Raw genomic sequence first — 15,859 nt, 5'->3', positions numbered from 1 at the left:
ACCCATGAAATTATCCGATTATGTTCGACTACTTGCGCTGGCGGCGATCTGGGGCGCCAGTTTTCTCTTCATGCGTATCTCGGCTCCTGTTCTGGGCGCATTGCCGACGGCATTTTTCCGCGTGTTGTTGGGGGCCATTGGCTTGGCCGTCATTCTTGCCATTTTAAACACCAGCGTCGACTTCAACGGCAAGCTCCGGCAGATCATGGTGTTGGGTGTTATCAATTCGGGCATCCCATTTTTGATGTATAGCGTGGCGGCACTGCTGTTACCTGCCGGCTATTCAGCCATTTTCAATGCGACCACACCGATGATGGGCGTCTTGATCGGTTGGATGTGTTTCAACGATCCGTTGACACTGAAAAAAGCTGCCGGCGTGTTGATCGGGATTATGGGCATTACGTTGCTGACCAGCACCGGCCCCGTCACACTTTCAATGAGCGTGGTCATGGGCGCGCTGGCGTGTTTAGTCGCCACCAGTTGTTACGGCGCAGCCGGATTTCTGGCTAAACGATGGGTAGCTGACAAGGGGGGGCTGGACGCGAAACTCGTAGCTTTTGGCAGTCAGATTGGCGCGACGCTGTTTCTCGTGCCGTTCTTTGGAATCTCAACCGCGATAAACCCACCGACGACCTGGGGTAACCCGCAGGTTTGGATAGCACTGGTTGCGCTGGGTTTCATCTGCACCGCGTGTGCGTACATTCTGTATTTCCGCCTGATCGCGGATATCGGGCCGGTGCGTTCGCTGACCGTGACCTTCCTTATCCCTCCCTTTGGCGTACTGTGGGGTGTGATGTTCCTTGGTGAACGTCTTTCGGCCGCACATTTGTACGGCGGCGGGCTTATTTGTTTAGCGGTGTGGTTCGTTCTCAGCAAGAGCAAACCGAAGCAAGAACCCGCACCTGCCTCGGATTGATCCAACCACTCAACTGCCCTCAACGATTTCTCATCTGATGGGCGGGTGACTACGTAAGTGAATACCATGTCTCGGTTTTGCGCCGTCCGCTGGATGACTTGGCCGGGCGGACGCACTTCTTGAGTTTGACTTATGTACCGGGCTCTTTATTGTCTAAAAAACGATGCCTTTTCATCCGGTACATTTCATTATCCGAGTAGGTGAGCAATGTGTCGGCATCCTTGCCGTCCTCGGGATAATAGGCAACGCCGATACTGCACGACGGCATCTTGAGTGCGCCGAATTCAGGCGGTAGTGGCGCAGCCATGACGTCGTGAATCTGTTCTAACTTCTTGGAAATGGCGTCTCTCGACTGGATATCGGTCAACAGCACCGTAAATTCATCGCCGCCCATCCGGGCCACGGTATCCGTCTCACGTATGCAGCTTTCTAGACGTCGAGCAATCATGCAAAGAATACGATCCCCCGCGGCGTGGCCATGGACGTCATTGATACTCTTGAAGTCATTGATATCCAGAAACAGCAAAGCCAACTGACTATTGTGACGGTGCGCGACGTGCAGGGCAGATTTCAGTCGATCACTGAAAATCGAGCGGTTGGTTAGTTTTGTCAGCGGATCATGATGCGCGAGGAAACGTAACTCCTCCTCGGCCTGAGTCAAAGCCGTCACGTTGCGTGCGACGCCAATCCTTGCACCAACCTCTTCCGACCAGAATGCCGCCCACAGGATGTACACGACGCCTCCGTCCTTGCGGATGTAACGGTTGCGGAAATCGAAGTGGAATTGACCATTCATGACGCGGGCAATCGAGTCCCGTGTGCTAGCCAGGTCTTCAGGATGCATATAGCGGGTGATAGGGGTGCCGTTCAGCTCGTCAGGACGGTAACCCAGCAGGGCCTCACAGGCATCACTCACAAAAACAATGTGGTCGTCTCTATCAACCACAAACACTGTATCCAACATCAGATGGATCAGTTTGGGGTAGAGCGCTTGTAGGTCAACGGCCATAAGTCATGGGGGATATCCGATTCATAGAGCGCGATCATAGCCTGATCGATAAGGCCAGCGGCGAGTAATCTTACCGGCAAGTATGGGAGCACGTATGCCAGGCGAATACGACCTCATGCCACTCTTGCTTGGTGCGATGGTGTCTGCCTAAACGCGGAAGCTGTTTGCCCTGGATTTATCCGCCTTGATGCGAGCCAAGCCCAGTCAGCAGACGATTGACCGCCGCGCTTGATTCTTCCATTTCGCTTGCGGCGCGCAGTACAGCGCTCCAGTCATTTTCAATGATTGCCCTCATAAAAAGTATGGAAACGTTTCACCGAATGAGCTATCGTTTTTTTGACATCGTATTGCCACTATACAAATAACAGGCTGATGCCATTTGCAGGAGTGCTGGTAGTGAATGAAAGCTCTTCTCAAATAGGCTTGCGTCAGTGGATCTGGCGGGCGTTCATGCAGAGTGCATTAATCCCGTTGGTCCTGGTGGAGACGATTCTGATTGCTTGTTACCTGCTGACCAATCAGGCGATCCGTGTATCGCAACTCGATTATTTGGAACGCAGTGCAATTGAAAGCCTTGGCGCAACTGCCGACCAAAACACCCGAATCATCCAAGATCAATTAACCCACATCGCCGATGTCACTCAGCTATTTGCGGATATGACGGCCAACTCACTGCGTGCCGCCTCAACACCCTTGAGTGAAACATTAAGCACTTCTGCCGATGGGGCTCTTTACAGTGGAAAAGACCTGGGCGGAGCGGCGTCGTTCTACTCGTCGGTCACACCTGTCGCGCAACAGAACCTGGGTAAAGTGCAGAAGTTGTCCAGCCTCGACCCATTGATGCGTGCGATCAAAGATCATGAAGCGATGGTCGCCAGTGTCTATTTCAATACGTGGGACAGTTACAACCGGATTTATCCGTGGATTCGCGCCGATGAACAATATCCGCATGATATGCAGATACCCGGTTATAACTTTTATTATCTGGCCGATGCCGAACATAACCCGCAGCGAGGGGTTCGCTGGACTGACGTCTACCTCGACCCGGCGGGTCATGGCTTGATGATGTCCGCGATCGCGCCTGTTTATGAGCGCAACTTTCTCGAAGGCGTGGTCGGGCTGGATATCACCGTGGGCGATCTGCTGAAAGAAATTTCCACGCTTAAGGTGCCGTGGGGCGGGTACTTGATGCTCGTCGGCGCGGACATGAAGATCATGGTGTTACCGCCCGAAGCCGAACATGACTTTGAAAAAGGCAACTGGAGTGGTTCGGGGGCAAAGGCCACGAATGAAGGCGCGGTCAACCTTGCGGGTTCAAATCTGATCGATGCGGTGGACCCTCGGGAGTTGGCGGCCGCTGTCGCGCGCAATAGTCGTGGCAGCGCCGAAATCGTGCTCAACGGGCGCTCCCATCTGGTCGCATGGGCCGAAGTGAAGCCGGCGGGCTGGCGATTGCTGGCGGTCGCCGATGAAGAAGACGTCATGGCGGCCACGAACAGCTTGGCGCTCCATTACCGCAACATCGGCTATTTGATGATTGCCGGCCTGGTGATGTTTTACCTCGCGTTCTTCAGTTACATGTGGATTCGTGCGCGTAAATTGAGCCATAGCCTGCGGCGGCCGATCCGCGATATCAGAGACATGCTGCAGCAAATTGGTCACGGCCAGTGGCTCCCGCAGCGCGCGCGTTCGAGCATTCGTGAGCTGGATGAAATGGCGGGCAACGTGCTGTCAATGGGCGCCCAACTGTCATCCAGTGAAGCACGGCGCAACGCGGCGCAGAACCGCCTCAATCTTGTCGTTGAAAGCATCACCGCCGGGCTCTGGGAATACCGCCTGGATACTGACCGCCTGTCGTTGAGCGAAGCGTTCTGCACGCGTTTCGGGGTGCCGGCGTGCCAACTGGAGCGCTTCTGTTTTTACGATCACGTCGACCCCGAAGATGTGCAGGCGCTTGATCAGGCACTCAACGCGTTGCGCACCGGCACCGCGTCGGTGATCGACCTGGAGTTACGTTTATTGCGGCCCGATGGCTCGCCAATCTGGTTTTTGTGCCGTGGACGCCTGATCGAGTCTCCCGATGCGCGCATGCGTTTATCCGCAGGTACGTTTGTCGATATCGACACGCTTAAACAGGTTGAAGAGGATCTGCGTCGCCGTACCCTTGAAGCGCAAGGGGCGAGCAAGGCGAAGTCGCGTTTTATCTCCAGCATGAGCCACGAATTACGCACACCGCTGAATTCGATTCATGGATTCGCCCAGTTATTGCGCCTGCAAGTGGCCGATGGGCAGGAGGAGGCCAAATCCCTTGATGAGATCCTGGGCGCCAGCCAGCATCTGGCTCACCTGGTCGACGATTTGCTCGACTGGTCGAGCCTGCAGGCGGAGGCGCCGCGCTTGCAGATGCGTGTCCTGGAGGTCGACGGACTGATGCGCGAATGTGCCGAAATGGTCCGTTCCCAGGCCAAGGCTGCGGGTCTTGACCTTGAGTTGCAGTCGACGAGCCCCGCGCTGAGTGTGCTGGCCGATGCCAGACGCCTGCGCCAGATCCTGCTGAACCTGCTGTCCAACGCCATCAAGTACAACCGCCCTCACGGTCGCTTGTTCATGGGGGCTGAACTCCATGACAAGGGGCGCGTGCGGGTGTTTGTCGAAGATGGCGGCGCAGGTATTTCTGCGGCCCTGCAAGGCGCGCTGTTCGAGCCGTTCCAGCGTTTGGGCCAGGAAAACACCGCGATCCAAGGCACCGGTATCGGCCTTGCGTTGTGCCGAGAACTCGCCACGTTGATGAACGGCAGCATGGGGCTCATCAGCGAAACGGGCGTCGGCAGTCGCTTTTGGGTCGATCTGCCCCAAGGCATCGCGGCACCCAAGGTCCACAAGCGCTTGCTCTCGCTGTGTTTCGTGGGGCAGGACGAGGAGACGCTGCGCTGTCTTGAAGACACGTTGACGGGCATGGTGGAACTGCGCCACGGAACGCTTGCGCAGTGTCTGGAGCAGGTACGGCGCGACACGGCGCCGGACGTCATGCTGATTGACTGTGACTTACTGGGAAATGACTTGACCGATGCGCTGTCGCGGTTACGACGTTTGCCAGGTGGCGATCAAATCCTTCTTATTCTGCTGTGTACATCACCACACCTGCTCGCGACGTTGGGGTGTGAGTTTCAAGCAGTGCTTAAACAACCGCTGGAACCCAATGAGCTACGCGAACTCATACGCGCGATGATGCAAGTGGAGAAACCGAATGTTCAGTGATATCCCCGCCGATACCCGAATTGTGATTATCGATGATGTGGCTGCGAACCTGCGCTTGCTGGAGTCCAGCCTGAAAGCCTTCGGTTTGCGCAACGTCTTGAGTTTCGCCGACTCGGCCAGCGGGCTGGTTTGGCTCAAAGAGCAACCGTGGGATTTGCTGCTATTGGATCTGGATATGCCCGCGCCCGATGGGTTTGAGATTCTGCGCCAACTCAGCGATCGCAATCGCTCAAGGTCTCCCGTGATTATCTTGACGGCATTGAGCGAGCCGCAAAGCCGGCGTCTCGGCCTTGAACTGGGGGCCAACGATTATCTGACCAAACCGTTGGATTTGCCTGAGCTGCTATTGCGCATACGCAACGCTCTGCGCTTGTCCCATGCCACCCGCCAGTTGCAAGACCTGAACAGCGAGTTGGAGCAAAGGGTGTTTGAGCGCACCGCTCAGTTGCAGGAAAGTTATTGCGCCATGATCCGCGCATTGAGTCGTGCGGCCTGCTATCGCGATGATGAAACGGGCGCCCATGTATTGCGCATTGGCGAAACCGCAGCCTTGATGGCCGAAGCAATCGGTATGCCGCAGAGGTGGTGCGAGCTGATTCGATTGGCGGCGCCGATGCATGACTTGGGGAAAATCGGCATTCCTGATCGGATCTTGCACAAGGAAGGCCCATTAACCGTGCCGGAACGCCAGCAGATGATGGAGCATCCGCGCATCGGCCATGCAATCCTGCAAGATGCACACGCCACGGACCTGACCGATATGGCCGCGGACATTGCCTATGGTCACCATGAAAAATGGGACGGCAGCGGCTATCCGCAAGGGCTTGCCGGAAAGGACATTCCGCTGTCGGCAAGGATTGTCGCGTTGTGTGATGTCTATGACGCGTTGCGTATGGAACGTCCCTATAAGCGGGCCTGGAGCCCTGAACGGGCGCAGGCCTATATTCTTGAGCAATCGGGCGTGCATTTTGATCCGGAGCTGGTGACGGTGATGCGCCGCTGTTTCGGCCCGGTTGAACAACTCATCGAGGATGACGCCGAACTGGCTGGCGTACACAAGCAACGACAAGCCGATGCGGGCACTGGCCAGCTCCCACATTAAAACGTCGCCAACATGGGCGCCCGGCTCGGGCTCATCGCGGCCAAGGCCACCGACGTCGCCGCCGTGCGCGTCTCCACCCCCAACTTCACATACACATGTTCCAGGTGCTTGTTCACCGTCCGCGGGCTCAGCCCCAAGATATCGCCGATGTCCCGATTGGTCTTGCCGCACGCCACCCAGCGCAGCACCTCGACCTCGCGCTCGGTCAGTTGAAAGCGTGCCGACAACAGCTTGTGCGCCGGCTCATCCTCCAGGGTCAACACACTCGGTTGCGTCGCCGCCCGCGCCGACAGCAGGATGCGCGAGGTGCGTAAATGCGCCGCCACGCGCGCCAGCACCTCGTCGGTCTGGATCGGCTTGGTCACGTAGTCGCTGCCGCCCACTTCAAAGCCTTGCACCACATGCTTGCTGTCGGTCAGCCCAGTCATGAACACCACCGGGATGTCCGCGCTGGCAGGTAACGCCTTGAGCCGGCGGCAGGTCTCGAAACCGTCCAGGCCCGGCATCATCGCGTCCAGCAGGATCAGGTCCGGGCGCCGGCGTTGCACGCGGTTCAGCGCGCTGAGCCCGTCGAGCGCCACCAGCACCATGTAGCCGGCGTCGTCGAGGGCGTCGGAGAGCATGGCCAGGTTGTCCGGGGTGTCGTCGACGATCAGTACCACGCCGGGTTCAGTGCTACGGGTGAGTACATTCATCTTCGGCCTCCTTGAGGGTTCGGTTGAGTTCATCCAGGCGGAAACCCTTGAGCAACCCGCGCACTTTGCTGATGAACGGTGCGGCGTCCGGGCGGTGTTCGAGGATCGTGTCGAGTTTTTCGTGCAGCCCCCGCACGTAGCCGATCGCGCTGAGTTCGGCGAGCACGGCGAGGTCGTCGGCGCTCGGCAGCACGCTGGGTGGTGGCGGTGCGACGAAGGTTTTGGTGCGTCGCAGCCATTGCAGGCCGAGGTGTTGTTGCAGGCGTCCGAGCAGTTCCGGGGTACGCACCGGCTTGGCCAGGTAGTCGTTGCAGGCGGCGGCGATGCTGCGCTCGCGGTCGTCGGTAAAGGCGTTGGCCGAGATCACGATGATCGGCGCGGTGGACAGCGCATTACGGCGGATCAGCCGGCTGGTTTCCAGGCCGTCCAGGGTCGGCATCGACAGGTCCATCAGGATCAGGTCCGGCGCCAGCAGCGCGACCTGGCGAATTGCATCCTGGCCGTTGCTCGCCTGGATCACCTCAAAGCCCAGAGGTGTGAGCATGCCGCTGAGCACCTTGCGGTGGTCCACATGGTCGTCCACCACCAGAATGCGCCGGCGTGCGCCCTGGTAGCCGATGATGTCGTGTTCCACATGCACCACCGCCTGCGGCGCGCGCACCTGGGACAGGAACAGGCGCACCTGGAAACAGGTGCCCTTGTCCAGCTCGCTGGTAACGCGTAGCTCGCCGCCCATCAGCGCGGTGAGCATGCGCGTGATGGTCAGCCCCAGGCCTACGCCTTTGTCCTGGCGCATCAGGTCGCCGCGCTCGAACGGCTGGAAGATCCGCTCGATCTGCCCGGGGTCGATGCCGATGCCGGTGTCGATGATTTCAAAGTTGGCGGTCTCGCGCATGTAGCTGACCCGCAGGCACACTTCGCCGCTGTCGGTGAAGTTCACCGCATTGCCGAGCAGGTTGATCAGGATCTGGCGCACGCGTTTTTCATCACCGCGCACCACGGCGGGGATCTTGCCGACGCAGTCCAGGCGAAAGCGCAGGCCCTTGTCCTGAGCTTGGGGGGTGAACATCTGCTCCAGGTCGTGGATCAGTTCGGGGAAGGGGATTTCGGTGAGTTCCAGGCGTAGCTTGCCGGCCTCGATCTTGGCCACGTCGAGCAGGCCGTCGATCAATGACAGCAAGTGCGAGCCGCTGCGCAGGATGGTCGCCAGCGCGTCCTGGTGTTGCTCGGGCATGGCGCTGTCGCGCTGCAGGATCTGGGTGAAACCGAGGATGCTGTTCAGCGGTGTGCGCAGCTCGTGGGACAGCCCGGTGACGTAGCGGCTCTTGGCGGCGTTGGCGGCTTCCGAGGCTTCCTTGGCCTGTTGCAGGGCCTGGTCGGTGAGGCTGTGGGCGTCGATTTCCTGCATCAGCAGCAGGGTCTGGCGGTCGGATTCCTGCTGGGCGACGCGGCGGCTTTCGCGGGTCAGCACCACCCACCAGGCAAGTACGGCGGCCAGCACCGACAGGGTCAGGAACGCTTTGAAGAACGCCTGGTACAAGGTCTCGGAATGCGGCAAACCCTGGGCCGCCTGCACGTAGATCAAGGCCAGGGCGCCGGCGAGCAGCAGCACCAGCACCGATAACAGCCCCAGGTAATGGGCCAGCCGCGTATGCAGGCGCGGCATCAGGCTGTTGGGCAGCAACCGGCGCAGCACGCCTTCGAACTGGCTGACCAGCCGCGCATGGGGTTTGCAACGGTCGCCGCAGCGCGCATCCAATGAGCAACACAACGAACAGATGGGCGTGCTGTAGGCCGGGCAGAACGCCATGTCCGCCGTCTCGAACGGGTTGCTGCACAGCCCGCAGACCGCATGGGTGGCGGGTGCCACCGGGTGAATCAATTGGGCGTCGCTGGTGCGCGCGATGTAGTACTTGCCCTGGGTCATCCAGGCCAACAGCGGCGCCATCACCAGCGCCGTGCCGAGGGCGACAAAGGGCGGCGCGGCCTGGGCCAGGGCGCCAAACAGGCCGAAGTGGGCGAGGATCGACAGCAGCGAGGCAATCAGCATCGAGCCGACACCCACCGGATTGATGTCGTAGAGGTGCGCGCGCTTGAACTCGATGTGTTTGGGCGACAGTCCCAGGGGCTTGTTGATCACCAGGTCGGCGACCAATGTACCGATCCAGGCAATCGCAATATTCGCGTACAGCCCCAGCACCTGATCGATCACATCGAACACGCCCAGCTCCATCAGCATCAACGCAATGGCCACGTTGAACACCAGCCACACCACGCGCCCGGGGTGACTGTGGGTGACGCGGGCGAAGAAGTTCGACCAGGCCAGGGAGCCGGCGTAGGCGTTGGTCAGGTTGATCTTCATCTGCGAGATGAACACGAACAGCACCATGGCGCCGAGGGCCCACTCCGGCGAGCTGAACACATAACGGAAGGCGACCAGGTACATCTGGGTCGGCTCGGCGGCGCGTTCCATGGGGATTTCATGTTGCAGGGCAAGGAACGCCAGGAACGCGCCGCCAAACATCTTCAACGCGCCGGGGATAATCCAGCCGGGGCCGGAGCAGAGCAGGGCGGCCCACCAGCGCTTGCGGTTGGCGGCGGTCTTTTCCGGGAGAAAGCGCAGGTAGTCCACTTGCTCGCCGATCTGCGTCACCAGCGACAGCGCCACGGTACAGGCGGCGCAGAACGCCAGCAGGTTGAAACCGCCGCCGTCGCCGCTGCGCCCGACAAAGCTGGTCCAGTCGCTGAACGCGTCGGGGTTTTTCCACCACACGAAGCCATAGGGCAACACCAGCAAAAACAGCCACAGCGGTTGGGTCCACAGTTGCAGGCGACTGATCAGCGTGACGCCGTAGGCCACCAGCGGAATCACCAGCAGCGAGCAGATCACATAGGCGAAGGCCAGCGGGATATGAAAATACAACTCCAGTGCCAGCGCCATGATCGCCGCTTCCAGGGCGAAGAACAGGAAGGTGAAGCTGGCGTAGATCAGCGAGGTGATGGTTGAACCGATATAGCCGAAGCCGGCGCCACGGGTCAGCAAGTCCATGTCCACGCCATAGCGGGCGGCGTAATAGCTGATGGGCAGGCCGGTAAGGAAGATCACCAGGCTGATGGCCAGGATCGCCCAGAAGGTGTTGGTGAAGCCGTAACTCAGCACCAAGACGCCGCCGATCGCCTCCAGCGCCAGGAACGACACCGCGCCCAGGGCGGTGTTGGCGATGCGCAGCTCCGACCACTTGCGAAAGGATTTGGGGGTGTAGCGCAGGGCGTAGTCTTCCATGGTCTCGTCGGCGACCCAAGAGTTGTAGTCGCGGCGGATCTTGACGATGCGCTGGGTGCCGGGAGGGGATTGCACGATGGTGAGGCTCCGCAGAGTGGACGAAGGGAGTGAGCAAGTTCCATGCCCTCGACTGCGCTGGGAGCCAAATGTGGGAGGGAGCTTGCTCCCGATGACGCTGTGTCAGTCGCTAATCAGTTGACTGACCCATCGCCATCGGGAGCAAGCTCCCTCCCACATGGGTCAGCGGTGGCTGGGCGGACGCGATCCTGCCCTGCATTGGTGCGCAACGGCATACGTCAAATGACGTACTGCGTTACGTCAGGCTGCGTATACCCGCGCTGGCCTGCTGCCGCCATGCTGGAGCCCTCATTGCAGAGGAGTCGCCCCATGGAACCACGATTGATCCGCTCCAAACCGTTGTTGGCCCTGTCGTTGCTGGCGGCCGCGCTGTTCAGCCAGGGCGTGCTGGCCGACAACGAAGGCCTGGCCGTGACGCCGACCGAAGTCACCGTCGGCCAGTTGCACTCGGCCACCGGCACCATGGCTATCTCCGAGACCGGCTCGATCCAGGCCGAACGCCTGGCCATCGAGCAAATCAACGCCTCGGGCGGGATTCTGGGACGCCAGATCAAAGTGATCCAGGAGGACGGCGCCTCCGACTGGCCGACCTTCGCCGAAAAGGCCAAGAAGCTGTTGGTCAACGACAAAGTCGCCGCCGTGTTCGGCTGCTGGACCTCGGCCTCGCGTAAAGCCGTGCTGCCGATCTTCGAGAAAGAAAACGGCCTGCTCTACTACCCGACCTTCTACGAAGGCCTGGAACAGTCGAAAAACGTGATCTACACCGGGCAGGAAGCCACCCAACAGATCCTCGCCAGCCTGGATTGGATCGCCAAGACCAAAGGTGCCAAGACCTTCTACCTGGTCGGCTCCGATTACATCTGGCCGCGCACGTCGATGAAGATCGCGCGCAAGCACATTGAAAACGTACTGCACGGCACCGTGGTCGGCGAAGACTACTACCCGCTGGGCAACACCCAGTTCGGTTCGCTGATCAACAAGGTCAAGCTGAAAAAGCCTGATGTGGTCTTCGCCGCCGTGGTGGGCGGTTCCAACGTGGCGTTCTACAAACAGCTCAACGCGGCGGGCGTGAATGCGTCCAAGCAAACCCTGTTGACCCTGTCGGTGACCGAAGACGAACTGCTCGGCATCGGCGGCGAAAACATGGCCGGCTTCTATGCCTCGATGAAGTACTTCCAGAGCCTGGACAACCCGAACAACAAAGCCTTCGTCGAAGCCTTCAAGGCCAAGTACGGCAAGGATGCGGTGATCGGCGACGTGACCCAGGCGGCTTACCTCGGCCCATGGCTGTGGAAAGCGGCGGTGGAGAAGGCCGGCAGTTTCGACGTGGATAAAGTCGTCGCCGCCTCCCCGGGCATCGAACTGAAAACCGCGCCCGAAGGCTACGTGAAGATTCACGAGAACCACCACCTGTGGAGCAAGTCGCGCATCGGTGAAGTGCAGCCCAACGGCCAGTTCAAGGTGATCTACGAGTCGGATCTGATCGAACCGAACCCGTTTCCAAAGGGTTACCAATAACCTTCAAGCACACCGATTCAAATGTGGGAGGGGGCTTGCCCCCTCCCACATAGAGCAAAAGCACATCGCATTCCAACTATCACCTCCCGCTCTCAGGAGACCATCATCATGGAATGGCTATCGGAATTTGGAGCCATCGCGGCGATGCAGGGGTTCAACGGCTTGTCCGTGTTCTGCGTGCTGTTGCTGATGGCGTTGGGGCTGGCGATCATTTTCGGCCAGATGGGCGTGATCAACATGGCCCACGGAGAATTCCTGACCATCGGCGCCTACACCACCTACGTGTGTTCCAGCCTCACCGCGCACTTTGCGCCGAGTTTTCAACCCTATTACTTCTTCTTCGCCATTGCCCTGTCGTTCCTCGTTGCCGGCGCGGTGGGCTGGTTGGTGGAATGGGCGATGATCAGCCGCTTGTACAAGCGGCCGCTGGATACCTTGCTGGCAACCTGGGGCCTGTCCCTGGTGATGCAGCAAACCTTCCGCTCGGTGTTCGGCGCCCGGGAGGTCAGCGCCGAGCCGCCGGCCTGGCTGATGGGCTCGGTGAACTTCACCGACGCGATTGAAATCCCGCGTAACGGCATGTTCATGATGGCCCTGACCGTGCTGCTGACGGCGGCGATCTTCCTGATGCTGTACCGCTCGCGTTGGGGCCTGCAGGTGCGTGCGACGGTGCAGAATCGCCTGATGAGCCGCGCGGTCGGGATCAATACGCGCAAGGTCGACCGCATGACCTTCGCCCTCGGTTGCGGCGTGGCCGGGGTGGCCGGTGCGGCGTTCACCACCATCGGTTCCACCGGGCCGACGGCGGGTTCGCAGTACATCGTCGACACCTTTCTGGTGGTGGTGTTCGGCGGCGCGCAAAGCCTGTTCGGCACCATTGCCTCGGCGTTCGTGATCGCCCAGACGCAATCGCTGTCGGAGTTTTTCCTCAGTGGCTCGATGGCCAAGGTGCTGACCTTGTCCTCGGTGATTCTGATCCTGATGCTGCGCCCGCAAGGGTTGTTCTCCATCAAAGTGCGCAAGTAGAGGCGAGCAGATGAAGGCTTTAGACAAGCTGCTGGGCGGCCAGCAAAACCTGATCGGCATCGCGCTGCTGGCGCTGCTGATTCTCGTGGTGTTCCCCCTGACCCTGGATGCGTTTCGCCTGAACATGGTCGGCAAGTACCTGACCTACGCGTTTGTCGCGGTGGGGCTGGTGCTGTGCTGGGGCTATGGCGGCATTCTCAGCCTGGGGCAGGGCGTGTTCTTCGGCGTCGGCGGCTACTGCATGGCGATGTTCCTCAAGCTGGAAGCGTCCGACCCGGAAAGCACCAAGATCCAGTCCACGCCGGGCATCCCGGACTTCATGGATTGGAACCAGATCACCGAACTGCCCTGGTTGTGGCAACCGTTTCACAGTTTCAGCTTTACCCTGGTGGCGGTGATTGCGGTGCCGGTGCTGCTTGCGTTCGTTATCGGCATGGCCTTGTTCAAGCGGCGCGTGGGCGATGTGTATTTCTCCATCGTGACCCAGGCGATTGCGCTGATCCTCACCGTGCTGATCGTCGGCCAGCAAGGGCTGACCGGCGGCGTCAATGGCATCACCGACCTCAAGACCCTGCTCGGCTGGGACCTGCGCACCGACAGCGCGAAGCTGCTCCTGTACTTCATCAACGCCGGGTTGCTGTTCGGCTGCATCTTCATCGGCCGCTTCATCCTCGCGTCCAAGCTTGGCCGGTTGTTGATGGCGATGCGCGACAAGGAAGAGCGCGTGCGCTTTTCCGGGTATGACGTGGCCAGCTTCAAGATCTTTGTGTTCTGCGTGGCCGCGGCGTTCTCGGCGATTGGCGGGGCCATGTTCGCGTTGCAGGTGGGCTTTATGTCGCCGTCGTTCGTGGGCATCGTGCCGTCGATCGAGATGGTGATCTTTGCCGCCGTGGGCGGGCGCATGTCGCTGCTCGGCGCGGTGTACGGCGCGCTGCTGGTGAACTATGGCAAGACCTACTTTTCCGAGTCCTTTCCCGAGCTGTGGCTGTACCTGATGGGCGGGCTGTTCATCGCCGTGGTCATGTACTTCCCCAATGGCCTGGCCGGCTTGTGGGACAGCCATGGTCGGCAGGCATTGGCCCGGCTGCTGCGCCGTCAACCACCGGTGAAAGCCGTGGCGCCGCTGGTCAAGCCCAAGACTGAAAGCAAAATCCTGGAGACCCAGCCATGACCGCCGTCGGCTTTGAAATGAACAAACCGGTGCTGGCCATCGAAGGTCTCACCGTGTCATTCGACGGCTTCAAGGCGGTCGACAACCTCAACCTGTATATCGACCGCAATGAAGTGCGCGTGGTCATCGGCCCCAACGGTGCCGGCAAGACCACGGTGCTCGACCTGATCTGCGGCAAGACCCGCGCCACCAGCGGCAGCATCCAGTTCGACGGGCAGGAACTGACCACGATGCGCGAATACAACATCGTGCGCGCCGGGGTCGGGCGCAAGTTCCAGAACCCGTCGATCTACGAAAACCTCACGGTGTTCGAGAACCTCGAGATGTCTTACCCGGCCGGGCGCAAGGTCTGGGGTGCGCTGTTTTTCAAGCGCAATGCCCAGGTGATCGCACGGGTGGAAGAGGTGGCGCGGGAGATCTTCCTTGGCGATTTGCTGCAACAACAGGCGGACTTGCTGTCCCACGGGCAAAAGCAGTGGCTGGAGATCGGCATGCTGTTGATGCAGGACCCCGAGTTGCTGATGCTCGACGAACCGGTGGCCGGCATGAGCGTCAACGAACGCGCGCAAACCGCCGAGCTGCTCAAGCGCATCAGCCAGGGCCGCTCGGTGCTGGTGATCGAGCACGACATGGAGTTTGTCAAAAGCATCGCCCACAAGGTCACGGTGCTGCACCAGGGCAAGATACTCGCCGAGGGCAGCATGGAGTCGGTGCAAAGTAATCCGAAAGTCATCGAAGTGTATTTGGGCCACTGAGGAGTCCGGCATGTTCAAGATCGACCAGTTGTCCTGCGGCTACGGGCAGAGCCAGATCCTCCACGACCTGGACCTGAACGTGGCCAAGCGCGAGATCGTCGCGGTGATGGGCCGTAACGGCATGGGCAAGACCACGTTGTTCAAGAGCTTGATGGGCATCCTGCCGCAGTGGAAAGGCCAGGTCAGCGTGGACGGGCACGATGTGTCGGCGCTGGAAACCCATGAACGGGTTGAACGCGGGATTGCCTACGTCCCCCAGGGCCGCATGATTTTTCCGAGCATGACGGTGCTGGAAAACATCCAGACCGGCCTGCCTGCCTCGGCGCGGGGCAAGGTGCCGGAGGACTTGTACGCGCTGTTCCCGGTGCTCTACGACATGCAGTCGCGCAAGGGCGGCAACCTGTCCGGCGGGCAACAGCAACAGTTGGCGATTGCACGGGCGCTGGCGACCAACCCCAAGGTGCTGCTGCTGGATGAACCGACGGAGGGCATTCAGCCGTCGATCATCAAGGACATCGCACGCACGCTGAAGGAGATTCGCAACTTAAGGGACCTGACCATCGTGGTCTCGGAGCAGGTGCTGTCGTTCACCCTGGAAATCGCCGACCGCTTTTTGGTGATCGAAAAGGGCCGCTTCGTGATCGAAGAAACCCGGGACCGGGTGGACGAGGCAACCATCAGCCGCTACCTGTCCGTCTAGCAGCGACCGATTGTAGGAGCCGGCTTGCCGGCGAAAAACGCCCAGGCACCGCGTTCATCCTGGCGACGCGCGTCATCGTTAACGACCTTCGCTGGCAAGCCAGCTCCTACAGAAACGCAGGGCTGCGAACCGACCTGTAGGAGCCGGCTTGCCGGCGAAAAACGCCCAGGCACCGCGTTCATCCTGGCGACGTGCGTCATCGTTAACGACCTTCGCTGGCAAGCCAGCTCCTACAGAAAAGCACACCTGCGAACCTGCCGGCGAAAAACGTCCAGGCACCGCGTTCATCCTGGCGACGCGCGTCATCGTTAACGACCTTCGCTGGCAAGCCAGCTCCTACAGAAACGC

The 15,859-nt window shown here is 60.1% G+C and carries 12 protein-coding genes; 9 read left to right on the top strand and 3 right to left on the bottom strand.

All coding sequences use genetic code 11. The features are described from left to right. Nucleotides 1-4 precede the first annotated feature (4 nt). Entirely contained in the window at nt 5-916 is a 912-nt protein-coding gene (locus AC07W0_RS18810; protein ID WP_102617900.1) for a DMT family transporter, read from the top strand. A 130-nt stretch (nt 917-1,046) separates the two neighbouring features. Here AC07W0_RS18810 and AC07W0_RS18805 read toward each other — a convergent pair whose 3' ends face one another. Then, complete coding sequence (locus AC07W0_RS18805; RefSeq protein WP_057004789.1) at nt 1,047-1,925, bottom strand: GGDEF domain-containing protein; 879 nt, start codon at nt 1,923-1,925, stop codon at nt 1,047-1,049. Between the two features lie 396 nt (nt 1,926-2,321). On the opposite strand from AC07W0_RS18805, the gene AC07W0_RS18800 reads away from it, so the two are divergent. Both AC07W0_RS18800 and AC07W0_RS18795 read left to right on the top strand, forming a co-directional pair. Continuing rightward, a complete protein-coding gene (locus AC07W0_RS18800) occupies nt 2,322-5,183 on the top strand; it encodes an ATP-binding protein (protein WP_309474173.1) in 2,862 nt (953 codons plus the stop codon). Then, nucleotides 5,173-6,285: an HD domain-containing phosphohydrolase gene (locus tag AC07W0_RS18795; RefSeq protein WP_102617898.1), complete on the top strand. Its 1,113-nt coding sequence runs from the start codon at nt 5,173-5,175 to the stop codon at nt 6,283-6,285. Before AC07W0_RS18800 ends, AC07W0_RS18795 begins: the two co-directional genes overlap by 11 nt. On the opposite strand, the gene AC07W0_RS18790 is transcribed toward AC07W0_RS18795, so the two are convergent. Both AC07W0_RS18790 and AC07W0_RS18785 read right to left on the bottom strand, forming a co-directional pair. Continuing rightward, entirely contained in the window at nt 6,282-6,980 is a 699-nt protein-coding gene (locus AC07W0_RS18790) for a response regulator (RefSeq protein WP_079443614.1), read from the bottom strand. The genes AC07W0_RS18795 and AC07W0_RS18790 overlap by 4 nt on opposite strands. Continuing rightward, on the bottom strand, nt 6,961-10,338 hold the full coding sequence (locus tag AC07W0_RS18785; RefSeq protein ID WP_046488368.1) for an ATP-binding protein: 3,378 nt from the start codon (nt 10,336-10,338) through the stop codon (nt 6,961-6,963). Before AC07W0_RS18785 ends, AC07W0_RS18790 begins: the two co-directional genes overlap by 20 nt. A 312-nt stretch (nt 10,339-10,650) precedes the next feature. On the opposite strand from AC07W0_RS18785, the gene urtA reads away from it, so the two are divergent. From urtA to AC07W0_RS18755, 6 genes are all read left to right on the top strand, one after another. Continuing rightward, nucleotides 10,651-11,859: an urea ABC transporter substrate-binding protein gene (gene urtA / locus AC07W0_RS18780; protein ID WP_024074866.1), complete on the top strand. Its 1,209-nt coding sequence runs from the start codon at nt 10,651-10,653 to the stop codon at nt 11,857-11,859. A gap of 108 nt (nt 11,860-11,967) precedes the next feature. Beyond that, nucleotides 11,968-12,885 (top strand): urea ABC transporter permease subunit UrtB, encoded by a 918-nt coding sequence (gene urtB / locus AC07W0_RS18775; protein WP_173677818.1) that lies wholly within the window; start codon nt 11,968-11,970, stop codon nt 12,883-12,885. 10 nt (nt 12,886-12,895) lie between these two features. Then, nucleotides 12,896-14,056 (top strand): urea ABC transporter permease subunit UrtC, encoded by a 1,161-nt coding sequence (urtC, locus tag AC07W0_RS18770; protein ID WP_102617897.1) that lies wholly within the window; start codon nt 12,896-12,898, stop codon nt 14,054-14,056. Further along, nucleotides 14,053-14,811, top strand: a complete 759-nt coding sequence (gene urtD, locus AC07W0_RS18765) for an urea ABC transporter ATP-binding protein UrtD (protein ID WP_102617896.1) — start codon at nt 14,053-14,055, stop codon at nt 14,809-14,811. The genes urtC and urtD overlap by 4 nt, the downstream gene beginning before the upstream one ends. Before the next feature lie 10 nt (nt 14,812-14,821). Further along, nucleotides 14,822-15,511: an urea ABC transporter ATP-binding subunit UrtE gene (urtE, locus tag AC07W0_RS18760; protein WP_046383753.1), complete on the top strand. Its 690-nt coding sequence runs from the start codon at nt 14,822-14,824 to the stop codon at nt 15,509-15,511. Between the two features lie 148 nt (nt 15,512-15,659). After that, nucleotides 15,660-15,859, top strand: a 200-nt coding sequence (locus tag AC07W0_RS18755; protein WP_218260402.1) for a hypothetical protein, incomplete at its 3' end; no start/stop codon positions are given.

The sequence above is a fragment of the Pseudomonas sp. GW704-F2 genome (assembly GCF_059423025.1).
This window is presented reverse-complemented; position numbering and strand designations above follow the sequence as displayed.